The organism is Enterococcus sp. DIV0755b, from assembly GCF_051713765.1.
Taxonomy (GTDB): Bacteria; Bacillota; Bacilli; order Lactobacillales; family Enterococcaceae; genus Enterococcus_C; species Enterococcus_C canintestini.
On record NZ_JBIOQN010000001.1, the window covers coordinates 933289 to 957756 of the forward strand.

The following is a 24468-nucleotide window of genomic DNA, read 5'->3' on the forward strand; positions in this document are numbered from 1 at the left end:
TATGCAACGTTATTTTATTTCAACGCCTTACCAAAGAGAGAAAATTCGCTTAACCGGCGAAGCTTTCCACCATATGATTCGGGTAATGCGTATGAAACCAGATGATGAAGTTTATCTCGTTTACGCAGATCAAATTGCGATTGTTGCAAAAATTGTCGCAATTGAAGAAAATGCGGTTATTTTAACAGAAGTGGCAAAAGAGTTGCAAAACAAAGAATTACCACTTCTAGTTACGATTGCCAGCGGCTATCCAAAAGGTGATAAGTTGGAATGGATTGTTCAAAAAGGGACCGAGCTTGGTGCTTATGAATTTATTGGTTTTCCAGCACAAAGTTCAGTCGTGAAATGGGATGAAAAAAAATTAGCTAAAAAACAACAACGTTTAGCTAAAATTGCCCAAGAGGCAGCTGAACAATCCCAACGACAATTAACACCAAATATAACTCTTTTGGCAAATGAGGGACAGTTGTGGGATAAATTAACCGACTATGATGCAATTGTGGTAGCTTATGAAGAATCAGCTAAACAAGGGGAAAAGGCACAATTAGTAGAAGTTTTGCAAAGTTTGCCTGCTGGCAGTCGGTTGTTGGCTATCTTTGGACCAGAAGGTGGTATCACACCTGCTGAAATTAAAAAAATGACCGCAGCTGGCGGTAAATTATGTGGTTTAGGACCGCGAATTTTGCGAACTGAAACTGCCCCTTTGTATTTGTTAAGTGCAATTAGCTATCAATGGGAATTACTATAAAGAGGTGAAAGTATGGACGTTAGTGAGGTTGTCAGCTTACGCTTAGTTAACCCAGCTATGACAGATTGGGATTTTAAAGATCAACTTTTAGCATTACAAACCCAACCGGTAAAAGAAATCGTTGTGTTGCCAAATCACCTAGAACGTGCAAAACAACTTTTGGCGCGAACAACTATAAAAATTGGCACAGTGATTGACTATCCTTTAGGAAATGGTACGATCGCTAAAAAAGCTTTTGAAGTGGGGAAAGCTTTTCAAAGTGGAGCTGACTTTTTAGAAATTACGGTTTCACCAACTATGCTAATTCAGCAATGTGAGCAAGCACAAGTTTTACAACAGACATTACATTCATTGGCAATGGCTTGGGGTGAAATTAGAATTCGGGTGGATAGTCGTCATTTAAAAGAGCTCCAAAAAATTGAAATTGCAGAAACTATCAAAAAATTAGGTTGGAATCATCTTGTACTAGGAGAAGGCGATTCTTTTGAAAATGCCAAGCATGATGCTACCATTTTTGCCTATGACGCAGGTAAGGCTGTGGAGTTACAAATTAATCTGATTAAACCCGATACAAAACAACTACAAGAATTACTTTTAAGTGGGGCAGACTGCTTTGGCGTTTTTACGTTAGAGAATTTAGATTTAACGGCAAAATTAAGGGTAGTTTAAATAAGGTTGCAGTAATTGAAATCACATTTACATCTAGTGTATAATAAGCCTAATTATGGAAAAGTACCGCTTTAAAGTCGGTACTTTTCTTACTAATCGCACTAGTAGCGTTTAGAATTAAAGCGTAACGATGTTTAACTTTAGAGAGGAACTTTTGGGACTATTAAGTCGAAATTTTGAATCAGTACAAGCTGAATGATCAAGATTCCGCCTTAGTACTTCGTGAAAAGTCCTTTGTAAAGTTTTTCTTATCAGTTGTGAAAAAGAAAAGAGGTATGCTTGTGGCAAAAGATGAAATACTAACAGGTCCTGGCGTGATTCGTTTAGTTAGTCAATATATGAGTGCCGAACATGTGGCTTTTGTACAAAAAGCTTTAGATTATGCCACTGAGGCCCACAAAGAACAATTTCGCAAATCTGGGGAACCTTACATTATTCATCCGATTCAAGTTGCTGGTATTTTAGCTGAACTGCATATGGATCCACACACTGTTGCTACGGGCTTTTTACACGATGTAGTAGAAGACACACCGATTACTTTAGCGGATTTAACCCGAGATTTCGGCAGTGATGTGGCTATGTTAGTGGACGGGGTTACAAAACTTGGGAAAATTAAATACAAATCTCACGAAGAACAGTTAGCGGAAAATCACCGTAAAATGTTAATTGCCATGGCACAAGATTTACGGGTAATCATGGTGAAATTAGCCGATCGTTTGCATAATATGCGCACGTTAAAACATCTAAGAGAAGATAAACAACGCCGAATTGCCAAAGAAACACTGGAAATTTATGCGCCATTAGCCCATCGTTTGGGGATTAGTCGGATTAAGTGGGAATTAGAAGATACGGCACTTCGTTATTTAAATCCACAACAATACTACCGCATTGTGCATCTTATGCAGACAAAACGAGATGAGCGAGAAGCTTATGTGGCAGAAACAGTTGAAGAAATTCGCGTAGCCACCGAGGAATTGGATATTTACGCCGAAATTTATGGTCGTCCTAAACATATTTATTCAATCTATCGCAAAATGGTCGACCAAAAGAAAAAGTTTGAAGAGATTTATGACCTGTTAGCCATTCGAGTTATTGTAGATACTATTAAAGATTGCTATGCCGTCTTAGGTACCATTCATACAAAATGGAAACCAATGCCAGGCCGTTTTAAAGATTATATTGCAATGCCAAAAGCCAATATGTATCAGTCTTTACACACGACAGTAATTGGACCTAAAGGCAATCCAGTGGAAATCCAAATCAGAACCCATGAAATGCACGAAATAGCAGAATTCGGGGTAGCTGCACATTGGGCTTACAAAGAAGGCAAAACCGATAAAGTGAAGCCGGATAAAATGACCAATCAAATCAGTTGGTTCCGTGAAATTTTGGAACTTCAAGATGAAAGTTACGATGCTTCTGAATTTATGGAAGGTGTTAAAGGCGATATTTTTAGCGATAAAGTGTATGTTTTCACACCAAAAGGCGATGTCACCGAGTTACCTCAAGGATCTGGACCACTTGACTTTGCGTATAGTATTCATACTGATGTGGGCAATAAAACCACTGGTGCCAAGGTTAACGGCAAAATGGTACAGTTGGATTATAAATTAAAAAATGGGGATATTGTTGAAATTTTAACCTCACCAAATTCTTTTGGTCCTAGTCGCGACTGGGCGAAGTTGGTGGCAACGAGTAAAGCTAAAAATAAAATCAAACGCTTCTTCAAAGCACAAGATCGCGAAGAAAATGTTCAAAAGGGTCACGATGCCGTTTATAAAACGTTGCAAGAAATGGAATTCTTACCAAAAGATTACATGAACAAAAATAAAATGGCAGAACTTTTAGAACGCTTTAATTATCAATCAGAAGATGATTTATATGCCGCTGTTGGTTATGGCGAAGTGAGTCCTACCACTGTAGCTAATCGTCTCACAGAAGAAGAACGTCGCCTACAAAAAGAAGAAAAAGAAAAACAAAAAGTACAAGATTTAATGAATCAGCCACCTACTAAAAAAGAAGAACGGATGAAAGTTCGTCATGATGGTGGTATCGTTATTGAAGGGGCAGACAACTTATTAATTCGTATTAGTCGTTGTTGTAATCCTGTGCCAGGAGATGACATTGTCGGTTATATCACCAAAGGTCGTGGTATCTCCATTCATCGCCGTGATTGCCCAAATGTTCAGACAGAAAACGCTCAAAAGCGTCTTATTGAAGTAGAATGGGAAGATACTTCTAATAATTCAAAAGAATATGACGCTGATTTAGAAATTTATGGCTATGATCGTTCTGGTTTATTAAATGATGTTTTACAAACAGTTAACGCTATGACCAAGCGTTTACAAAGCGTGGAAGCAAAATCGAATAAAGATAAAATGGCAACGATTCGTATTACAGTTGGCATTCAAAACTTAACCCATTTAAAACAAATTGTGGATAAAATTAAACAAATACCTGAAGTTTATAGTGTCAGACGGACAAAGGGGTAAAAGATGAAAGCAGTTATTCAGCGTGTCAAATCTGCCAGTGTAACGATTGATGATCAAATTGTCGGCAGCATTCAGCAAGGATTTATGATTTTATTGGGAATCCATGAAGAAGATACTAAAGAAGATGTGGATTATTTAATCCGTAAGATTACCATGATGCGCATTTTTGAAGATGAAGCTGGTAAAATGAATTTGAGTATTGATGCAGTTGCCGGAAGTATTTTAAGTGTTTCGCAATTCACACTCTATGCAGATACTAAAAAGGGTAATCGTCCTAGTTTTGTCAAAGCTGCGCGACCAGACCAAGCGATTCCGCTTTACGAAGCGTTTAATGAAGGCTTACGACAAAGTGGCTTACAAGTAGAGACTGGAAAATTTGGGGCCGATATGCAAGTAGCACTAGTAAATGACGGACCGGTAACAATTATTATTGATACACGAGATAAATAAAATATGACCTGAAGGAAAATACTGTTAACGTGTTTTTCTTCAGGTCTTTTTTAATAAAGGGTGCCTATCTTTTATAAAGATAAAAAAGCTAAAGTTAAATTGCTCAGTTGTTAGTGACTAACTTTTTAAATTTCTCAGCTTTTCTGATTGGAAGATTGCCCCTATACGTCGAAATTTGTTGAAATAGCCATTTAGTGATGCTGGGTGTAGTAACTTCGTAAAATATCTAAAGGATCAACGTCTGCTTTTTCTAAAGGCTTTGATGAAAAGTCTCCTTGTGGAAATACTACTGGTTGCTCATTTTTTAAAATTTCAGTTTTAACGATCTGGCCATAAGCGATAAAATAAATTTTTTGTTTTTCTTCTGTTAAGGGGATTTTTAAAAGCAATTGTTGTTGTTGGCAGAAGTCTGTGCGCTGTTTTATATAATGATAGAAGTGTTGGCACAGCTCTAATTGTTCTTTTAGTAATTGAGCATGTTCAAAGTTTTGCTGGTTGGCGCTATAGGCGATACGTTGGTTTAATAAAGTAAAAAAAGTAGTTTCTTTACCAGCAAAAAAGGACTGGCAATTTGAAAAACGGGTCGCTAATGGTATTGTTTCTACTTCCGGTAGTTGTTGGCGAATCATTTGTTGCGTTACCCGATTGGTACTAGGCAATAGATAGGTCTCAGCTAAGATGGATAAAATCTGAGGTAATTTTTTATATTGACGAAATGGCCCCAAGCTCGTGTTTGTAGGCGTTGGTGTTAGTTGCATTTTTGCTGCGCTAAAGTCGACATAACAGTAATTTTGATAATAGTTCATGATGCGATTGTAATGCGGATGAATTTCTTGGATTAATCGGCATTCCAATAATAACGCGTCTAGTTCGGTTTCCACTAATCGAACTTCCAAATCGGCAATATTAAAGATCATCCGCTGCACTTTTTTAGAATGTTGCTGGTTTTTTTGAAAATAAGAACGAACGCGCTGTTTTAAATTTTTTGCTTTCCCTACGTAGATCACATCTCCGTGAGTATCTTTCATTAAATAAATTCCTGGTGTGGTAGGTAATTTTTTTAATTTATCTTGTAAAGTCATATTCTCGTCTCTTTTTATCATTTTAGTGGGTTTAGTATAACGTAAAAAGCTCATTTAGCCAAAATACATTTAACCAAGTAATTCTCAAAAATTAAGGGTACAATAATAACGAGGTGAAAGAGATGGAAACAATTTTTGTTGATCGTTTTAGTATTGATTCTTATCAATTTGTGGTTGGGCGCATTGCAAGCGGCGTTTGTTACATTGGCATAGAAGATGTCGCAGCTGCTGAATTAGCTAAATTTTTTAAAGGCTGGCCATTACAAGCAGTAAAAGGGAGCAGTGAGGATGTCAAAAGAGAATTAACGGCTTATTTTAATGGGAAATTAGAGAAATTTAATTTTCCTGTTGCTCTAATTGGAACAGATTTTCAAAAGAAAGTATGGCAAAAAGTAAAAGAAGTTCCATATGGTACCACGACTTCATACAGTCAGATTGCCCAACAAGTTGATAATGAAAAAGGAGTGCGAGCCGTTGCGAATGCAGTAGGACGCAACCCGTTAATGATTGTTGTTGCCTGCCATCGTATTATCGGTAAAAATGGTCGGTTAACAGGTTATCGTGGTGGCATCCCAATGAAAGTAGCTTTGCTGGAAAAAGAAGGAATATCTGAATTTGCATATTAAATTTTTTTTAAAGAAAATAAAAAGACAAGTAACCATCGTTGTATTATAATTAATTTATTATCATGTAAACACTTTAATTTTAATATAATTGATTGGAGGACGACAGATGGCAACGATTGGCACTTATTCGCATCAGGATATTTCACCTGATAATTCTTTATTTTCTAGTTTTAAAACAATGGTAGAATCGGTTTTTTACGGTAATAATGTCACGCCGGTTTTAGATTTAACGACCGCTTATAATTTAGCAAAAGAAGCACCAGGGGCAGTTATTACCGATATGCCGGTAATTCACACCAAAGAACTAGGCTTACCAGATGATGCTAAAGTACTTGTTTTTAATGACGGGAAAGTCACCGGCCGAACAGCGGCAGCTCGCAGAGTAATTGGACAGCCAGGCATTGACCGGACACTTTTTGAAGGAATATTACGGCAGGCATTGTATACAGGACGCACGCAAAAGTTTTATCGTGGTGAAGTTGTTGTCGGCTTGGATTCAGAATTTATGGTAAAAGGGCATTTATTATTGCCAACGGGTTATGAAACCAATTTTTATTCTTATTTATTGAATTTCCAAATTTTAACCAATGAGTTTCAGAAGTTATACGGAAATTCTATTTCATATCCTGAAAACGATATTTATTTATATGCTGATCCAAATTGGTCACATCCTGATTTTCCTCATGGCTTAGCATTATTTGATCCAGAACATAACGTTGCAGCAGTATTAGGTCTAAATTATTTTGGTGAACTAAAAAAAGCCACTTTAACTCTAGCTTGGGCCACAGCTCATCGTAATGGTTTTATTGCCTGTCATGGTGGCATGAAACAATATCACAAAAAAGATAGCAAGTTTACAATGGCAGCTTTTGGTCTTTCTGGATCAGGTAAATCTACTATTACATTAGCCAAACACGGGGATAAATACCAAGTAGATGTTTTACATGACGATGCTTTTGTTATCAACAAAGAGCATGGCTCAACGACTGCCCTAGAACCGGCTTATTTTGATAAAACACAAGATTATCCTTTAGATGATGAGGCTGTAAAATATTTTCTGACTTGTCAAAATGTCGGTGTCACCTTAGACAATGAAGAGAAAAAAGTCATTGTTACCCAAGATATCCGCAATGGAAACGGACGCACAGTTAAATCCCGCTACGTAACAAAAAATCGAGTAGATCATTTAAATGAAGCGATTGATGCAATCTTTTGGATTATGAAAGATGACAGTTTACCCCCAGTTATAAAAATTGAAGATCCAACCTTGGCAGCTGTCTTTGGCTTAACCCTTGCAACCAAACGAACCACTGCTGAAAATGTAGTTGGAAATGTTGATTTGGATAAACTGGTAATTGAACCCTTTGCAAATCCTTTCCGATGCTATCCATTGGGGCAAGATTATGCTGATTTTCGTGATATTTTTGCTAGTAAAACGACAGCGACTGCTTGTTATATCTTAAATACCGGTTTTTACAAAGGTAAGAAAGTGAAGCCTAAAGATACATTAGGCTCAATTGAAAAAATCGTAGATGGTACCGCTGAATTTAGTGCCTTTGGACCGTTGAGTAATATGAGTTATTTACCAGTTGACGGTTTTGAAGTTGATTTTTCTGATCCAACTTATATTGATCAGTTGCGGATTCGAATGCAAGGGCGTCTTGATTTCATTTTGGCGCAAAAAACAGAAAATGAAGGATACAACGCTCTTCCAGCAGAAGTCGCCCAAGCGATGGAAAAATTGCTGGCTGAATTAGCTTAAATAGTAAAAAATCCGCAAAAAATTTTTTTGCGGGTTTTCTTTTGATTGACATAATAGCAATGAGATAAAAGTAGCAATGAAAATGGGAGTGAAAAAAATGTTATATGAAAAAAAAGATCGCCGCGAAGCAGAATATTTAGAACCCATATTTGGAACCAAAAACGAAGATGAAGTCTTACCTTCTTACAAATTAGCTCAAGAATCAATGGAACCGCGAGTTGCGTATCAAATGATTAAAGATGATCTGTTAGATGAAGGCAAAGCACGATTAAATCTAGCAACTTTTTGTCAAACTTATATGGAACCAGAAGCGGTGAAACTAATGAGCGAAACATTAGATCGCAACGTGATTGATAAATCGGAATATCCCCGGACAGCAGAAATTGAGAATCGCTGTGTCAACATTATCGCAAATTTATGGCATGCTCCAGAAAATTTTATTGGAACTTCGACGATTGGTTCTTCAGAGGCGTGTATGTTAGCGGGCATGGCTATGAAATTTGCTTGGCGTAAGCGGGCCGAAAAAGCTGGAATAGCACTAAAAGAAAAAAAGCCCAATTTAATTATTTCTTCGGGCTACCAAGTTTGCTGGGAAAAGTTTTGTGTTTATTGGGATATTGAATTACGGGAAATTCCATTGACGACAGACTGTCTTTCTTTAGATGTAGAAAAGGCAGTGGCAGCAATTGACGAATATACAATTGGTATCGTAGGGATTTTGGGTATCACCTATACCGGACAATACGACAATATCAAAAAATTGGATGAGTTGTTGACAACTTACAACGAACAAACAGAGCAAAAAGTTTTTATTCATGTTGACGCAGCTTCTGGCGGATTATATGCACCTTTTGTTGAACCGGAATTAAAATGGGATTTTCAACTAGATAATGTTATTTCCATTAATGCTTCAGGTCATAAATATGGGTTGGTGTATCCAGGAATTGGTTGGGTATTGTGGAAAGACAAAACTTTTTTACCAGAAGAACTAGTTTTTAAAGTGAGTTACTTAGGGGGAGAATTACCAACAATGGCGATTAATTTCTCGCATAGTGGTGCGCAATTGATTGGGCAATATTATAATTTTGTTCGTTTTGGCTATAAAGGGTATCAAAGTATTCATAAACGGACTCATGATGTCGCCCTTTATTTAGGAGAGAAATTAAAAGAAGCAAAACAATTTGAACTAATTAATACCGGAGACCAACTTCCTCTACTCTGTTATAAATTGGTCGCGGATAAAACTAGGAAATGGACGCTCTATGATCTTTCTGATCGCCTCTTAATGAAAGGATGGCAAGTTCCAACGTATCCTTTACCGAAGAATTTAGACGAAGAGATCATTCAGCGCATTGTCGTCCGGAGTGATTTTGGAATGAATATGGCCCATGACTTTATCGAAGATTTAAAAGTGGCAATTAAAGAATTAGAGCAGAGCCATTTAGTTTTTCACGAAAAAAAAGAACGAAAAAATTATGGCTTTACTCACTAACTTTACAAAGTTCAAATATTTCCGTGGTAGATAAAAGTATTTTTTACCAAAAAAGTAATGCTTCTAAAAAAAGAATCTGTTATACTGAAGAAAAGCGTTTTCAGAAAGGGTGCTTATTTTGGCAAAGAAATTACCATTGGCATTAAGTTCAGATATTCGTGGTATTGCAGTAGCGACAACAGATTATAAAGAAAATTTAACTCCCTATGAAATAGAAAAAATTGCAGGTGGCATCATTTCTTTTTTAATCAAAAAAGGATTAGAAGAAAAATACAATCAAGGTAAATTAATTATCGGAATTGGCCAAGATAGTCGTATTAGTGGTTGGGCACTAAAAGAAGCAATGGTGGCTTCGTTTAACGCGCAAGGTGTACAGGTAATTGACTTTGGTTTAGCTACTACGCCAGCGATGTTTATGAGTACGCAATTTCCACAATTTTCTTGTGATGCGGGCATTATGCTAACGGCAAGTCACCTGCCTTATTATTACAATGGGGTAAAAATTTTTACCAAAACAGGGGGCGTAGAAGCAGAAGATGTGGCATATATCATGGCTCATTCAAACCAACACAAAAATGGTTTAAAGGGAACAAGTCAAACTGCGGACCTTATTTCTCTTTATAGTGCTGATTTAGTTGAAAAGATAAGTTTAGCAACGAAAGAATTTGGAGAAAAACCGCTGGAAGGTTGGCATATTATCGTTGATGCTGGCAATGGGGCAGGTGGTTTTTTTGTTGAAAAAGTCTTGCAAGTATTAGGAGCAGATACTACCGGTTCGCAATTTTTAAACCCAGATGGTCATTTTCCCAATCATATTCCTAACCCCGATAATAAAGAAGCGATGGCAAGTATTAAAGCAGCAGTGTTGCGAGAAAAGTCCGATCTCGGAGTTATTTTTGATACCGACGTTGATCGTGCAGCTTTAGTGGGACCTGATGGCGCCGTTTTGAACCGCAATAATTTAATTGCCGTGTTAAGTAATATTGTTTTAACCCAACACAAAGGTGCTGTAATTGTAACCAATTCGCCGACAAGTGATCATTTAAAAACGTTTATTGAAGCGCTAGGGGGCAAACAAGTCCGTTATATTTCGGGCTATCGGAATGTGATCAATAAAATGATAGCGTTAAATAATGAAGGGATTGACACCCAACTTGCCATTGAAACAAGTGGTCATGCGGCTTTTAAGGAAAATTATAACCTCGATGATGGCGCCTATGTGGTAGCCAAAATTTTAATGGTTTTACCACAATTAAAAGCCAAAGGCCAAACGATTAATGACCTCATTGCCCAATTAAAACAACCTGCTCAAACAATGGAAATACGCCTGAAAATTGATGAAACCAATTTTAAAGACTATGGACAAAACGTAATTGATGCCTTAAGAAAAGCGGACTTTATCGGTTTTAAAGAAGATATAGAAAATGAAGAAGGCGTGCGAATGATTTTAAGTGAACCTTATGGCACAGGCTGGTTTTTATTGCGCTTAAGTTTACATGAGCCGCTACTTGTTTTGCAAATAGAAAATGATGAAAATGATATGATTCAAAAAGTCCTGCCTATTTTACGTAAGTTTTTCGCTACTTTTACTAGCTTAGACCTGACATCTTTAGACAAAAAATAAGATTTGTCAAGATACCGCTTGCAAATAAGCAAATTTTGCGTAAAAATAAAGCTGAAAAGGTTTTAGTAAAAGGGGATTGAAAATGATCGGTTGGGTTTTAATTGGTGCCACTGTCATCACTTATGGCAGTAATTTTTTAGCGTACTGCTATCTGAAAAGACGACGGAGTGATTGGTTTGAAAAGATTGCTTTATACTTTGGCGTGAATATGAGTGTTTTATTTGCTGATGGTCTATTTTTATTTTGTGCCAAATTAGTCGAAGAAGGTATTTTAATAATTGAATAAAGTAAAGATACTTCTCATAACTTTTATGGGAAGTATTTTTTATTCGCTAAGTTATTTTTAAATCTGGTGTCAGAACTTGCGACAAAAAACAAAATGCGCTAACTTGATATTATAAGCTTCACTAAATGTGTCTGATAGGAGGATATCATGGCAAAAATTATGGTAGTGGAAGACGAAGGTGTAATTCGTCAACTAATTATGGAAGAATTGAAAAAATGGCAATTTGAGGTTTTTGGGACTACTGATTTTGAAAATGTTTTTGATGATTTTTTAGCGCAAGAACCCCAATTAGTTTTATTGGATATTAACTTACCGGTTTTTGACGGCTACTATTGGTGTCAAAAAATTCGGGAGGTCTCAAAAGTTCCAATTATCTTTATTTCCAGTCGCAATACTAACATGGACATGATTATGGCGATGAATATGGGGGCAGATGATTTTGTCACAAAGCCTTTTGAATTAGATGTTTTAGTTGCTAAAATCAATGCATTACTGCGCCGTTCTTATAATTATTCTGAAGCCAGTAGCGAAACTCTCGTTCATAATGGTCTAACACTAAATGTGGATAATAGTACGATGGTCATCCAAGATGAAGTTATTGATTTAAGTAAAAATGAATATCGTTTGCTGTATATTTTAATGAAAAATAACGGCAAGATTTTGTCACGGGAAAAATTATTGCGCGCATTATGGGATGATGAACGCTATGTGGATGATAATACGTTGACGGTAAATATTAATCGTTTGCGCCGTAAAATTGAACAGGCCGGTGTAAAAGATTATATTGAGACCAAAGTCGGTCAAGGATACCTTGTTCCTTAGTAAACTATGACTTGTAAGTAAGAAAAGCCCGCTTTACAAAAAAAGGATAAAAATTTTAGTTGATAGGAGCTGCAATGAACTTTTTTAAATATTTAAAAGATCAATGGCTATTGATTTTTGCTTGGGTAGGCTTTGTATTTCTGACCGCTTTTATAATGTGGCTAACACCAGGATTTCAAATGAATTGGCGTAACATTGGCTATTTGGCTTTGATTGAAGGCGTCTTTTTTAGCTTATTTTTGGTTTACCATTATTATTATAAGCGACGCTGGTGGCAAAAGTTGCAAGTGGGTGAAGAAGAAAGCTCTATTCAAAATTATTTAACCGGAGCGAGAACCCATGAAGAACAACTGCAACAAGATTTTATTAATCAAATTATTCGTGAGCATCAAGTCCATATGCAAAAAATTGTAGCCGCACAAGAAGATCAAAAAGACTATATCGACTCTTGGGTTCATGAAATTAAGGTGCCTCTTGCCGCCAGTCAGCTGTTACTGCATGCAGTGGAGTTTGATATTCCAGATGAAAAATATATGCAGTTGGAAAATGAATTAGGCAAAATTGACGGCTATGTCGAGCAAGTTTTATACGTAGCCCGTTTGGATAATTTTTCAAAAGATTATTTGATTGAAGAAACCCAATTAAAAAAAGTTATTCAACCTATTATGCGTAGTAACGCCAATTATTTTATCCAAAAAAAATTGCGTTACCAAGTAGTGGGAGAGGATCAGCGGGTGTTAACTGATGGAAAATGGATTGGCTTTATTTTTCAGCAATTATTAAGTAATGCCATTAAATATACACCAGAAAACGGCGAAATCCTTATTTTACTCGATCAATCTGCTAAAGGCGTCACTTTAGCGGTAAAAGACAATGGAATTGGAATTCCAAAAGAAGATTTACGTCGGATTTTTGATAAGGGGTTTACAGGACAAAACGGCCGCTTTTCAGAAATGCACGCCACCGGTTTAGGCCTGTATTTAGCGCAAAATTTAGCCCAACAATTAGGGGTGACGTTAACCGCTGAATCAACCGTTGGGGTAGGAACGACCATGACACTTTTCTTTCCTTATGTGTCTTATTATCAAGAACAACGCTAAACTCGCAGAAAACTGCGAGTTTTTTCTTGTCTGCAAAACGTTTTCACTGCTACACTGTTTGGGTGTCTTTTTAGAATTAGAGAAAAGGAGAATGGAAATGGCTATATTAGTAGCATTAATACCGATGTTTGCCTGGGGCAGCATTGGCTTGGTAAGCGGAAAATTAGGTGGTGACGCCAACCAACAAACACTTGGAATGACGATGGGAGCATTTATTTTTTCATTAGGAATCTTCTTTGTGATGCGCCCAACAATTGATATGATGACAATTATTGTCGGCTTTATTTCTGGATTATTTTGGTTTGTCGGCCAAAATGGACAATTTCACGCCATGAAAGCAATGGGTGTTTCGGTGGGATTACCCCTTTCAACTGGCATGCAGTTGATGTTAAATACGATCGCAGGGGCAATCTTTTTCCATGAATGGCAACATGGTCGTGACTTTGTTTTAGGCTTTTTAGCCTTAGCGCTACTCGTTGCTGGTGCTTATTTAACTTCCCGCAAAGATCCAGATGGCAAGAGTGAACCAGAAGCAGGAAGAAAAATGTATGATTTTGGTAAAGGTTTTCGTTTCTTGTTTGTTTCAACAATCGGGTATGGTCTTTACACTATTATTATCACATGGGCAGGACTTGATCCGTTGGCGATTATTTTGCCGCAAAGTGTTGGGATGCTAACTGGAGCGTTATGTTTTTCAGCGAAAAAAGTTGCTTTTGACAAATATGTTTGGCGGAATATTACCTCTGGTCTTTTGTGGGGAATTGGGAACATTTGTATGTTATTATCCATCCAAACAGTTGGCTTAGCAGTTGGTTTTTCTCTATCCCAAATGGGCATCATCATTTCAACTTTAGGTGGTATTTTCTTATTGGGAGAACACAAGACCAAAAAAGAAATGTTTTATGTCATTATCGGTTGCCTTCTTGTTATTTTTGGTGGTATTCTTTTAGGATATATGAAGGCTTTAGCTTAGAAGCCAAAAAAGAATTCTAGTTAGATTATGAGGGGGAGCGCAATGGATTTTCGTAAAAAAGAGATTAAAACAAGTCATGCAACAGACTTAAAGCGCAATTTACAGTTAAAAGATTTGATTATGTTGGGAATTGGGGCCATTATTGGTACTGGTATTTTTGTTATAACTGGCGTACCAGACGCTAATCAGGCCGGTCCAGCATTAACCTTATCTTTTGTATTAGCAGCTGTTGTTGTTGGTCTATCTGGACTTTGTTTCGCTGAATTTTCAGCGCGAATCCCCGTTATTGGTGGTCCTTATGCCTACATGTATGTTGTTTTTGGCGAATTTGCGGCTTGGTTTACGGGCTGGTTTTTGATTTGTGAGTTTTTATTAGCTGTTTGTTCCGTCGCTTCAGGTTGGTCAGGGTATATGCAAGGTTTTTTGGGCAGTTGGGGAATTCATTTACCAAAGGCATTAACGGCAGGCTATAATGCTGCTAATGGCACGTATATTGATTTAATTGCGGCTTTAGTTATTGTCTTTATTACTTTTTGGGTTAGCCAAGAAGCTAAAAAAGCACTTCGTTTAAATAATGCGATGGTATGGGTGAAATTTTTCATTATTATTTTATTTATTGCTGTCGGTATTTTTTATATTAAACCTAATAATTGGACGCCATTTATGCCTAATGGAATTGGTAGCGTCTTTAAAGGATCATCGCTAGTTTTCTTTGCCTTTTTAGGTTTTGATTCTGTTGCTATGGCGGCTGAAGAAGTGAAAAATCCGCAAAAAGATGTTCCCAAAGGCATTATTGGCTCAATTGGGATAGCAACAGTTTTATATATTATTGTCACTTTAATTTCAACTGGAGCAGTACCTTTTGCTAAATTACAAGTATCTGATCCCATGGCTTTTGTCATGCGTTACGCTGGTCATGGTTTAATTGGCTCTATTATCTCTGTTGGGGCAATTTTGACGTTATTGACAGTGACAATTTCTATGATGTATTCATTGGCTCGGCTATTATATGCAATTAGTAAAGATGGTTTGTTACCAAAACAAATGCAAAAAATTGATAAAAAGACGCGTACACCAAAAAATGCAACGTTTGTGGCGGGTGCTTTTGCTTTATTCTTTGCCGCTGCTTTTCCTTTGCAAATTTTAGCGGAATTAACCAACATTGCTGCTTTGGTTTACTTGATGATGGTCTCTGGTGGGATTTTGAAATTACGCAAAGAATTTGGTAAACCAGAAAAAGGTCAATTCGCAGTGCCATGGGTACCAGTTTTACCGATTGTATCTGTTTTAGCATGTGTCTTTTTAATTGTGCAATTTAGTATCACAACTTATATTGTGTTTGCGATCACGTTGATTTTAGGATTAGCGATTTACTTTTTCTATGGTTACCGCAATAGTGCAATGAATAAATAATAAAAATGTCATAGGAGTTCATCTGGGTGAGAACTTCTATGACATTTTTTTATCATTGTGGATAAACGAGTATCCGCTCTTTCATAAAGGGCATAATTTGTATTTTGCGTTGATAAAAATTATTTAAAATGGCAGGAGTAAGTAATTTTTGTGGTGTTCCTTTGGCAAAAATTTTACCATTTGAAATCATGAGTACATGGGAAATAAAAGGAAGAATTTCTTCTATATGATGAGTAACAAATAAAATAGTAGGTGCATCCTTTTGGCATTTTAATTGTGCAATTCTTACTAATAAATCTTCTCGGGCAAATAAGTCTAATCCATTACAGGGTTCATCTAAAATTAAAAGCTCGGGATCTGCCATAAGGGCACGAGCAATCAGAACAACTTGTTTTTCTCCTTGAGATAGAATTTGATAAGATTTATGGTGAAGATTATCTCCACCTAACATAGCGAGTAATTCAGCCGCTTTTTTTTCATCGGCAGTACTGTGATCTTGCCACAAACCAATGCTTGAAAATTTGCCGGAGATTACAATTTCAAGAGCTGTGTCACTTTGGTAAAGTTTGGCTTGAACGACATTACTGACCCAACCAATACGTTTTGCTAAGTCTGGGATATTTGCCTTACCGAATTCAGCTCCTAAGACTGTCAATTTACCACTTGATGGCCACAAGTTTCCGGCAATTAATTGTAGCAGTAATGTTTTTCCCGCCCCGTTTAAGCCAAGAATAGCCCAATCTTCACCATGTCTAATTTGCCAGTTAATATTTTTAAGTAAAAATTTTTGGTTGCGGATTAAATGAACTGCTTCAAAATCTATAATAGCCATCGTTTTTCTCCTTAATTGACAGAATTTTTTACAATTTCATCATAACAAACGAAACTTACTTTTGCCATCGAACAAGTAAGTTTAATTAAGGAAGACAAAATAAGGTGTGACAAGATTCTTGTCACACCTTATTTTGTCGAATAAACGCTATTAAAGAAACAACTTCTTAAATCAGTTGAAATTTCTTGAAGCGCATCATTTTTAGTCCGATTACTTCAATGTTAAAGTAGTTTTATTTTTCGCTTTGGGTTAGTTCTAGTAGACGTTGTTTCAAATCAGCCTCCATGTGGCCAAGTTCTACTTCGGCTGCTCGTCGTTTTTCTTTTCCTTCCCGTTGAATTTGTAACGTTTGTTGAATTGTTTCAACTAAGTCGTTTTGAGTCTTTTGCAAGGTTTCAATGTCAACGATACCGCGTTCGTTTTCTTTGGCGGTTTCAATTGCGGAAACTTTCAACATTTCAGAGTTTTTCTTCAATAATTCATTGGTTGTTTCAGAAACTTGACGTTGTGCCATTACAGCATCTTTTTGACGTAATAAGGTTAATGCAATCACTACCTGATTTTTCCATAATGGAATAGCGGTATTGACAGATGCTTGAATTTTCTCAGCTAACGCTTGGTTCGTATTTTGAATTAAGCGAATCTGAGGGGCTTGTTGAATCGTAATTTGTCGTGCTAAACGCAAATCATGAGTTCGTTTGTCTAAACGGTCTAAAAATTGATTGTAGTCATTGACAATTTGCACGTCCATTTGATCACCAGTAGCTTGGGCTTTTTCAACAGCTTCTGGAATAATTTTTGTTTGCAATTCTTCCATCTTCAATTCGCCTGCGGCAATGTAAAGATTTAAAGCATCAAAATAATCTTTATTTTTATGATAGAGTTGTTCTAACATCAAGTTATCTTTTAATAAGCCATCTTTTTCTTTATCCAGTTTAACGGCGATCTTATCAATTTGAGCACCGATTTTTTGATATTTGGCGGTAATTTCATAAATGGATTGTTTAACTTTACCAAACATCCGTTTAAAGACGTTGCCTTCACCGGCTCTTAAATCATCTGGATTGGCTTCGTTTAAACGATACATTAAATCAGTTAAAGAATCACCCACAGGACCGATATCGGCAGCTTGGACATGATTTAACATGGATTGAGAAAACTCGCTTAATTTTTGTTGCGCGACAGCACCATAGGTAATCACCCCTTGTTGATCTGTCACATCAATTTTTGCCGCTAATTCTTGGGCTTGTACTTTGCGCTCATCAGGTAATTTGTCAACTAAGCGCTCAGCTTTTTGTTGATCTTTTAAAACATTAATTTCATTTTGTTGTGTTTGGGTTAAAGAACCTACCGGGGTAGTAAATGGATTGTTTAATAAATCGTCTAATGTTTGATCGACGTTTTGTTGTGTTTCAGGTGTATCGGTCATCTTCATTCCTCCAGTTTTACTTGGTTTTCATAATTAAAAGTTTAATAAAAAATCTAGCTTGCGCTAGATTTTTCTTGTAAGCGCCTGCTTACAAACTATTATCTCTTTTTAAGCTTTGTTTGGCAATGGAAAGCTCAATATCCAAATCTTCCAAATCATCAGCGACAAACTGTTGATAATCTTTAGCGATTAAAGCGGCCATTTGATCAATAATTTGAGAGCTTTCTTCGATTTTTTCATACGTTTCTTTGGTTTTGATTTCATGCCCGTTAATTTCAATAAATTTGTCGGTTAAATCTACCATGTTAGGTAGGTGAGTGTATAAGAAATGATTGGCAAAATGTAATTTTTGGGGATCTTTTACCAATTCCTTGAACATAGCTTTTGAGGCACGCAATGTATCATGGCGTAAATCAATTGCTTTTAACTTGGCATTTTGGTTAATGTTTTCTTGCAATTTTAAAATTTGCTTTTTCGTTTGATTCATCGTTTCGCGGAAAAATTCAATCTCTTTTTCCGTCATGCCACTTTCTATATAGTGAGCTTCTTTTTCTTTGGTCATGACAGGTAACACACTTACTTGGCTATTGTTGCGCCGATTTGAAACGCCATAAATAATTAGGCAAATGCCGCCAACTACTAAAATGAGTGGAATCAAATCAGTTCCTGTTTCATAGCCAAAATAAAGCAGTAAAAAAAGAATTCCTGCTAACATGAGTACAGTGGTTTTTTTCTTCATTTTTTACCCTCCTAAAATTGGGTGATTTATCATTTAAAGGTCTTCCCTTAACTTCACGAGTTTATTTTACCACGGGGGGAGGTGGAAAAAAATCAGACCAAGGGTGGATTTTTGCGATTTAGAAAATTCATAAGATTTATTATCGCATTCTTAAGTTTCCCATTCGTGAAATTGTGTATAATAGTACTTAGTTTCAATCAAAAGGGTCCAATTTCCTTTTATGATTACCCACAGTTTATTTGTAAAAACAGGTAAGTGGAGATAAAAATAGAAAGTAGGCGTTCCAATGCTTTCCTTTTCAGATTTTGAAGAAAAAACAATTAAACGAACTGAACTTTTTCACGGTAAAATTATCGATGTCTTTTTGGATGATGTTAGATTGCCTAGTGGCGGTACGGCTAAACGAGAATTGGTCTTTCATCCTGGTGGTGTAGGCATTATTGCCATTACGGCTGAAAATAAAATGCTTTTTGTTAAACAGTTCAGAAAGCCTTTAGAAAAAGTTATTTTAGAAATTCCTGCTGGTAAAATTGATCCAGGTGAAGGAAGTCATCCTGCTGTGACAGGTGCTAGAGAATTAGAAGAAGAAACTGGTTTTGTCGCTAAAGAAATGAAACATGTGGGTTTAATGTATTTATCACCCGGTTTTTCAAACGAAATGTTACATCTTTATCAGGCGATAGGATTAACTAAGGTCGAAAACCCTCGGGCGCAAGATGAAGATGAAGTACTGGAATTATATGCATTAACACTTGCAGAAGCCCAAAAAGCGGTCAAAGACGGAATAATTTGTGATGCGAAAACTATGTATGCAATTGCTTATTGGGAATTATTACAGAAATGAGGGGCGTAAGTGAGTAAAGGACCACTAATTACCCGCAGTGAGTTACGTCGGCAAAAAGAAAAAACAGGAATAAGAAATGAATTTGATGTTCCTGTGCGGGAAAAAGAAACGATGAAGTTACAAAAAGAATACGACCGAAAAGATGAAAAAATTAAAAATTTTTATCGTAAAGAAGCTAAAAAGCAAAAAGAACTAACTAAAACCAGAAGCGGTGAATCTCGTAAATCCCGTGAATTGAATAGTTTTTTAGTCGGCGCAATTATTGTCGTTGCGCTTTTAATTGGGGTCGTCTTATTGGCAACATTCTTTTTATAAATAAAGCAAAATGAGTTGGAGTTAAGTTATCGTGTAAGTTATGCGTAAACTTAAGTCTAGCTTTTTTGTATTTTCTTATCGAGTGAAATTTTTTAAAGAAACTGCTACTATTAGGTTAAATAACAGATAATGCTGGGGGAATTAATGTGAAAATTGGAATTATTGGCGCAATGGAAGAAGAAATTAAAATTTTAAGAAGTGCAATAGATAGTCCGCTATCTTGGGAACGGGCGGATGCTTTGTTTATTTCTGGTCGAATTGGTAATCATGAAGTGATTGTAGTTCGTTCTGGGATTGGAAAAGTAGCAGCCTCTTTAACCACCAGCTTATTAATTCAACAATATGGCGTAAATATGGTAATTAATACTGGTTCTGCAGGCGGGATTGGTGCTGGCTTAAGCGTAGGTGATTTAGTTATTGCTGAAAAATTAGCTTATTTTGATGTTGACGTCACCGGATTTGGCTATAAAAAAGGACAGTTGCCAGGTGGATTTCCGCTTTATTATGAGACGAGTACTTATTTGCAACAAGTAATGGCTCAAGCGGCAGCAAAAACGGATCATGAAGTAAAACGCGGTCTAATTGTTACCGGAGATAGCTTCATCGATAGCCCAGAAAAAGTAGCCGCAATCTTAAAAGATTTTCCTGATGCATTGGCTTGTGAAATGGAAGGGGCGGCTATTGCGCAAACAGCGAGTCAGTTCTCTATTCCGTTTTTAGTTGTGCGGGCGATGAGTGATACTGCCGATCATAGCGCGACGGTTAGTTTTGATGAGTTTATTGAAGAAGCTGGCAAACGTTCGGCTGAATTAGTTTTAGAATTTATTCGGATTTTAAAATAGATTTTCTATAAAAAAGGAGGCCCAAAATGAAAAAAGCACTTATTTCGATTGATTATACCAACGACTTTGTAGCAACAGATGGGAAGTTAACGACTGGAAAAGCTGGTCAAGCGATTGAAGAAAAGCTCGTGGCAGTTACAAAAGATTTTATTGAAGCAGGCGATTACACTGTATTTGCCATTGATGCCCATGATCCAAATGATCAATATCATCCTGAAAATGGACTGTTTCCTCCACATAATGTTATTGGAACTGGTGGCCGTAATCTTTACGGTAGTCTGGCGTCTTTATATGATAAACACAAAGAAGATGCCACCGTCTATTGGATTGATAAACGCCATTATTCTGCTTTTAGTGGCACGGATTTAGATATTCGCTTGCGGGAAAGAGGGATAACCGATTTATATTTGACAGGTGTTTGTACGGATATTTGTGTGCTGCATACCGCAGTTGATGCTTATAATCTAGGATATAAATTGCATATTATAAAAGATGCTGTCGCAAGTTTTGATGAAATTGGACACAACTGGGCCTTATCACACTTTAAAAACACATTAGGTGCTGAAATTTTATAAGATAAAAAGTAAAAAAGTAGGTGTGCTAATTTAGTCATTTAAATTTTGGGTTTATGCTAGTGCTATAAATAGATATTTCAAACAAAAAAACAGGGATGATTCCATGGTTAGTTTTCTTAACCACAGATTTCATCGCTGTTTTTTTGAGTGCATTTGTTTATTTAGCTAGTCTTGTAAAAAGTGTAACCAAGCTTCTTTTTGGCTGTAAGGTAAGGTGCCGTCACCTTTTAAAGCAGAACCGCCACCACGGCCACCAAATTTTTGATTGCTCAATTTAATCAGTTGTCCGATGGGAAGTTTGCTATTTTCTTTTAGACAAGTCAGGTGATAGCGCAAAGTGTCATCGCTTTTTGTAGCGGTACAAATCAACGCTAACGGATAAATTTCAGCTAGTTTACAAGCGGCTTGTTGTAATTCTTTTACATTTGCTGTAGTCGCTTCACTATAAACAAAGTTTGGTGCAATTTCTTTGGCAGTTGTGATTAACGTTTGAACTTGATAAGTGGCAAGACGTTGTTGGTAAGTGTCGATTTTTTCTTGTTGCTCTTTAAAGAAAGCTGTTAAATCAGTAATAGGTACTTGGGTGGCTTTCGTTAAAGTTGCTAATTGTTTTTGATTGCATTCAAATTGTTGGAATAAATGATTGCCACAAGTAAAGTGCAATGTCATTCCTTTTTTATGTTCTTTTATTTGGGTAAAAGCAATTCCTTGCACTTCGGCGGTATTTTGAACGTGAGTACCACCACAGCCAATGAGGTCAAAATCAGCAATTTTAATTAAACGTAAGCCAGCAAAATATTTTGGTGGAGTCGTAAAAAGGGTTTCTTTTTTCAGCTGTTCTTCAGTCGGAAAAAGAATAAAGACACTTTTATGAGCGCGAATAATTTCGTTACTACGGGCAAGGGCTGTTTGTAATTGAGTGGGACTCAATTTTGTATCAATCTCAAAAAAAGAATCTGTTAGTGTAATTTGTTCTTTTGAAATGCGAACTTGAAATAAATCTTCGCAGACTCGCGCTAAGATGTGTTGGCCGGTATGTTGTTGCATAAGGTCAAAACGTTGTGCCCAATCAATTTGGATATTCACTTGTTGTGGGAGATTATTTGGTGCTTCTTTTAGATAATAACGAACATCATTTTCATTTTTTTGTATTTTTGTCACAGGGATAGCTTGTATCCAAGCCCTATCTGCCGGTTGGCCACCACCACCTGGATAAATAATACTGTCTTTTAAAGAGACAAAATTACCGTATTCGTCTGTTCCTTGTTGGGTAATCGTGGTTTTTAAGGTCGTGAGATAACTATCTTTTTCATAAAGTTTCAATTGAAACACCTCTTTTTTATTAAAAAAGCACTAAGTTAGACGCATGAAAATACGAATAGCTTAATGCTTTTTACTACTTACAACTTCTTACCAAATATGCACACGTTCTTCTGGCGCTTTATACATGCCATCACCTTTCGTAATAGCATAAGTTTCAAAGAACTCAGGTACATTTTGCAGTTGAATATTGGCGCGTAGTTTGGCTGGCGCATGGACATCAACGGCCAATAATAATTGTTGATATTGTTCCCGTGCTTTTGTACGCCAAATTTTGGCCCAGTTGGTGAAGAAGTCATCTAATGAGACATCGGCTTCTTTTTTAGCCGCAGCTAGCGCGCAACTAACGCCACCTGCATCGGCGATATTTTCTGAAACGGTCAGAGTGCCGTTTACTTTACCTCCGGCGAATTTAATCCCATCAAATTCAGCAATCATTTTTGCCGCTAATTTTTCAAAATGCGCTAAATCAGCTTCCGTCCACCAGTTGTTCATATTGCCATATTCATCAAATTTTGCACCATTATTATCAAATGCATGAGAGATTTCATGAGCGATTACGGCACCAATCCCGCCATAATTGGCGCTAGTAGACTGTTCTAAGCTGTAAAAAGGAGCTTGTAAAATAGCAGCTGGAAAAACAATGATATTTTTAAATGGATGGTAATAAGCATTGACCGTAGCGGCACTCATCTCCCATTCATTGCGATCAGCTGTTTTACCGTAACGGCTGAAATTGTCTTCTCTAACAATCCGGCTAAACTTGCGACTATTTGCGACTAAGGTCCCACCTTCTGCTTTACTGGTAGTGGTGAATTTTTCATAAAAAGCAGGGATTTTGTCAGGATAGCCTACTTGTACGCCTAATTTATTCAATTTCGTAATCGCTTTTGTACGGGTTTCTTTTGATAACCAGTCATTTTTTTCTAAGCGGTCTTGATAAATCCCAATCATAGTTTGGACCATATGTTTGACATCTTCTTTGGCTTTTTCACCAAAATATTTTGTTCCATAAAATTGTCCAACTACTTGACTAAAACGACCGTTTGCCAAATAAAATGCTGCTTTTTTTTGTGGCATAGCGCTAGGTGCGCCAGATAATTGTCGGGCATAAGTTCCCCCTAATTGACGTAAATCTTCACTTAATAAGTTGGTGTAACTTAAAGCGGTTTGAATGTAAAGCCAGTTTTTAAGCAATGGGAAATTTTCTTCTGTTAAAAGTTCATTCAACGCATCAAAGTAATCAGGTTCTGTTACAATAATGGTTTCAGGAGTTGCGTTTACCAGTGTTTCCACTAAATCTTTTAAATCCAAAACAGGGGCATAGGCACAAAATTCCGTAAAACTCCGGGGATTATAATTTTTACTATAGTCAGCGTTCTCCTCAGAACTTCTAACATTAGGAACGATTAAGCGGTCAAAAGCTAAAGCATCTTGTGTAATTTTTTTAGCTTCCGTAGTGGAATGTCCCATTTTTTCAAGAACACGAATCGTCATGTCAGCAAAAACTTTTAGTAAGGCTTCCCCTTGCGGATGGTCTTTTTCATAATAGGTTTTATCCGGCAAAATAGTATCGGCAGGATAAGCAAATAAGACATTTTGCTGAGTATTTTTCATGTCTTGGTCTACATCTAAGGCAAAGGGTAACGCAAAACCATCTAACACCCAGTCAGTTAGTTGTTTATTTAGATCATCGTAGCCTTTTAAAGCGGCAATCTTAGCCAAAAATTCTTGAATCGGCTCTGCCCCTAATTTATCCCGCATGGCATAATCGTTAGCTAGTTCGTAATAGGCGATTGCATCTTTCATTTTTCCTTGCGGGATGTTGTTTTTTTTAGCTAGCATGTCATCAAATTCTGTCATTAATAATTTATCGATTCCATCGACTAGATCTTGAAAGCCACCGGTAGCAGGTTTGTCTTCAGGGATAACGGCTGTTTTCATCCAGTCGCCATTGACAAATTCATAAAAATCATTTTTTAGTAAGTTACTCATCAGATGATATCCTCCTTGTTTTGCTATTACAACGACTG

At 36.8% G+C, this 24468-nt stretch carries 23 protein-coding genes; 17 read left to right on the forward strand and 6 right to left on the reverse strand.

The window, feature by feature from the left end; genetic code table 11:
• Position 1 precedes the first annotated feature (1 nt).
• The 4 genes from IGI65_RS04510 to dtd all read left to right on the forward strand — a co-directional run bounded on the left by IGI65_RS04510 (position 2) and on the right by dtd (position 4359).
• Positions 2 to 748 carry a 16S rRNA (uracil(1498)-N(3))-methyltransferase gene (locus IGI65_RS04510; RefSeq protein ID WP_438773361.1) on the forward strand — a complete coding sequence of 249 codons (747 nt, stop codon included), beginning with the start codon at positions 2 to 4 and terminating at the stop codon, positions 746 to 748.
• Positions 749 to 760: 12 nt separating this feature from the next.
• On the forward strand, positions 761 to 1417 hold the full coding sequence (locus IGI65_RS04515) for a deoxyribose-phosphate aldolase (protein ID WP_438773362.1): 657 nt from the start codon (positions 761 to 763) through the stop codon (positions 1415 to 1417).
• Positions 1418 to 1698: 281 nt separating this feature from the next.
• The gene (locus IGI65_RS04520; RefSeq protein WP_412256132.1) at positions 1699 to 3909 is read left to right on the forward strand and encodes a RelA/SpoT family protein; all 2211 of its coding nucleotides are present in this window, start codon (positions 1699 to 1701) and stop codon (positions 3907 to 3909) included.
• Positions 3910 to 3912: 3 nt separating this feature from the next.
• The gene (dtd, locus tag IGI65_RS04525; RefSeq protein WP_412256134.1) at positions 3913 to 4359 is read left to right on the forward strand and encodes a D-aminoacyl-tRNA deacylase; all 447 of its coding nucleotides are present in this window, start codon (positions 3913 to 3915) and stop codon (positions 4357 to 4359) included.
• A 191-nt stretch (positions 4360 to 4550) separates the two neighbouring features.
• Here dtd and IGI65_RS04530 read toward each other — a convergent pair whose 3' ends face one another.
• Complete coding sequence (locus IGI65_RS04530; protein ID WP_438773363.1) at positions 4551 to 5441, reverse strand: GIY-YIG nuclease family protein; 891 nt, start codon at positions 5439 to 5441, stop codon at positions 4551 to 4553.
• A gap of 122 nt (positions 5442 to 5563) precedes the next feature.
• On the opposite strand from IGI65_RS04530, the gene IGI65_RS04535 reads away from it, so the two are divergent.
• From IGI65_RS04535 to IGI65_RS04575, 9 genes are all read left to right on the forward strand, one after another.
• The gene (locus IGI65_RS04535) at positions 5564 to 6067 is read left to right on the forward strand and encodes a methylated-DNA--[protein]-cysteine S-methyltransferase (RefSeq protein WP_438773364.1); all 504 of its coding nucleotides are present in this window, start codon (positions 5564 to 5566) and stop codon (positions 6065 to 6067) included.
• Between the two features lie 106 nt (positions 6068 to 6173).
• Entirely contained in the window at positions 6174 to 7829 is a 1656-nt protein-coding gene (locus IGI65_RS04540) for a phosphoenolpyruvate carboxykinase (ATP) (RefSeq protein WP_438773365.1), read from the forward strand.
• A gap of 97 nt (positions 7830 to 7926) precedes the next feature.
• On the forward strand, positions 7927 to 9321 hold the full coding sequence (locus IGI65_RS04545; RefSeq protein ID WP_438773366.1) for a glutamate decarboxylase: 1395 nt from the start codon (positions 7927 to 7929) through the stop codon (positions 9319 to 9321).
• Between the two features lie 118 nt (positions 9322 to 9439).
• Positions 9440 to 10945: a phosphomannomutase/phosphoglucomutase gene (locus IGI65_RS04550; protein WP_438773367.1), complete on the forward strand. Its 1506-nt coding sequence runs from the start codon at positions 9440 to 9442 to the stop codon at positions 10943 to 10945.
• 82 nt (positions 10946 to 11027) lie between these two features.
• On the forward strand, positions 11028 to 11231 hold the full coding sequence (locus IGI65_RS04555) for a hypothetical protein (protein ID WP_438773368.1): 204 nt from the start codon (positions 11028 to 11030) through the stop codon (positions 11229 to 11231).
• A gap of 147 nt (positions 11232 to 11378) precedes the next feature.
• Positions 11379 to 12053 (forward strand): two-component system response regulator SapR, encoded by a 675-nt coding sequence (gene sapR / locus IGI65_RS04560; RefSeq protein ID WP_071864623.1) that lies wholly within the window; start codon positions 11379 to 11381, stop codon positions 12051 to 12053.
• 74 nt (positions 12054 to 12127) lie between these two features.
• Positions 12128 to 13153, forward strand: coding sequence for a two-component system sensor histidine kinase SapS (gene sapS / locus IGI65_RS04565; RefSeq protein ID WP_438773369.1), 1026 nt, complete (start codon positions 12128 to 12130; stop codon positions 13151 to 13153).
• Positions 13154 to 13250: 97 nt separating this feature from the next.
• Positions 13251 to 14126 carry a GRP family sugar transporter gene (locus IGI65_RS04570; protein ID WP_071864625.1) on the forward strand — a complete coding sequence of 292 codons (876 nt, stop codon included), beginning with the start codon at positions 13251 to 13253 and terminating at the stop codon, positions 14124 to 14126.
• A 42-nt stretch (positions 14127 to 14168) separates the two neighbouring features.
• Positions 14169 to 15539 (forward strand): amino acid permease, encoded by a 1371-nt coding sequence (locus IGI65_RS04575; protein ID WP_071864626.1) that lies wholly within the window; start codon positions 14169 to 14171, stop codon positions 15537 to 15539.
• Between the two features lie 52 nt (positions 15540 to 15591).
• Here the strand turns inward: IGI65_RS04575 and IGI65_RS04580 are convergent, their stop codons facing one another.
• From IGI65_RS04580 to IGI65_RS04590, 3 genes are all read right to left on the reverse strand, one after another.
• Positions 15592 to 16371, reverse strand: coding sequence for an ABC transporter ATP-binding protein (locus tag IGI65_RS04580; RefSeq protein ID WP_438773370.1), 780 nt, complete (start codon positions 16369 to 16371; stop codon positions 15592 to 15594).
• A 232-nt stretch (positions 16372 to 16603) separates the two neighbouring features.
• A complete protein-coding gene (locus tag IGI65_RS04585; RefSeq protein WP_438773371.1) occupies positions 16604 to 17800 on the reverse strand; it encodes a toxic anion resistance protein in 1197 nt (398 codons plus the stop codon).
• Between the two features lie 88 nt (positions 17801 to 17888).
• Positions 17889 to 18539 carry a 5-bromo-4-chloroindolyl phosphate hydrolysis family protein gene (locus tag IGI65_RS04590; protein WP_071864629.1) on the reverse strand — a complete coding sequence of 217 codons (651 nt, stop codon included), beginning with the start codon at positions 18537 to 18539 and terminating at the stop codon, positions 17889 to 17891.
• A 286-nt stretch (positions 18540 to 18825) separates the two neighbouring features.
• On the opposite strand from IGI65_RS04590, the gene IGI65_RS04595 reads away from it, so the two are divergent.
• The 4 genes from IGI65_RS04595 to IGI65_RS04610 all read left to right on the forward strand — a co-directional run bounded on the left by IGI65_RS04595 (position 18826) and on the right by IGI65_RS04610 (position 21115).
• Complete coding sequence (locus IGI65_RS04595; RefSeq protein WP_438773372.1) at positions 18826 to 19383, forward strand: NUDIX hydrolase; 558 nt, start codon at positions 18826 to 18828, stop codon at positions 19381 to 19383.
• Positions 19384 to 19392: 9 nt separating this feature from the next.
• Complete coding sequence (gene macP / locus IGI65_RS04600) at positions 19393 to 19698, forward strand: cell wall synthase accessory phosphoprotein MacP (RefSeq protein ID WP_438773373.1); 306 nt, start codon at positions 19393 to 19395, stop codon at positions 19696 to 19698.
• Positions 19699 to 19844: 146 nt separating this feature from the next.
• Complete coding sequence (locus tag IGI65_RS04605; RefSeq protein WP_438773374.1) at positions 19845 to 20540, forward strand: 5'-methylthioadenosine/adenosylhomocysteine nucleosidase; 696 nt, start codon at positions 19845 to 19847, stop codon at positions 20538 to 20540.
• A gap of 26 nt (positions 20541 to 20566) precedes the next feature.
• Entirely contained in the window at positions 20567 to 21115 is a 549-nt protein-coding gene (locus IGI65_RS04610; RefSeq protein WP_438773375.1) for a cysteine hydrolase family protein, read from the forward strand.
• 165 nt (positions 21116 to 21280) lie between these two features.
• On the opposite strand, the gene IGI65_RS04615 is transcribed toward IGI65_RS04610, so the two are convergent.
• Both IGI65_RS04615 and IGI65_RS04620 read right to left on the reverse strand, forming a co-directional pair.
• On the reverse strand, positions 21281 to 22438 hold the full coding sequence (locus tag IGI65_RS04615) for an alanyl-tRNA editing protein (RefSeq protein WP_438773376.1): 1158 nt from the start codon (positions 22436 to 22438) through the stop codon (positions 21281 to 21283).
• Positions 22439 to 22525: 87 nt separating this feature from the next.
• On the reverse strand, positions 22526 to 24430 hold the full coding sequence (locus IGI65_RS04620; protein ID WP_438773377.1) for a M13 family metallopeptidase: 1905 nt from the start codon (positions 24428 to 24430) through the stop codon (positions 22526 to 22528).
• Between the last annotated feature and the right edge of the window lie 38 nt (positions 24431 to 24468).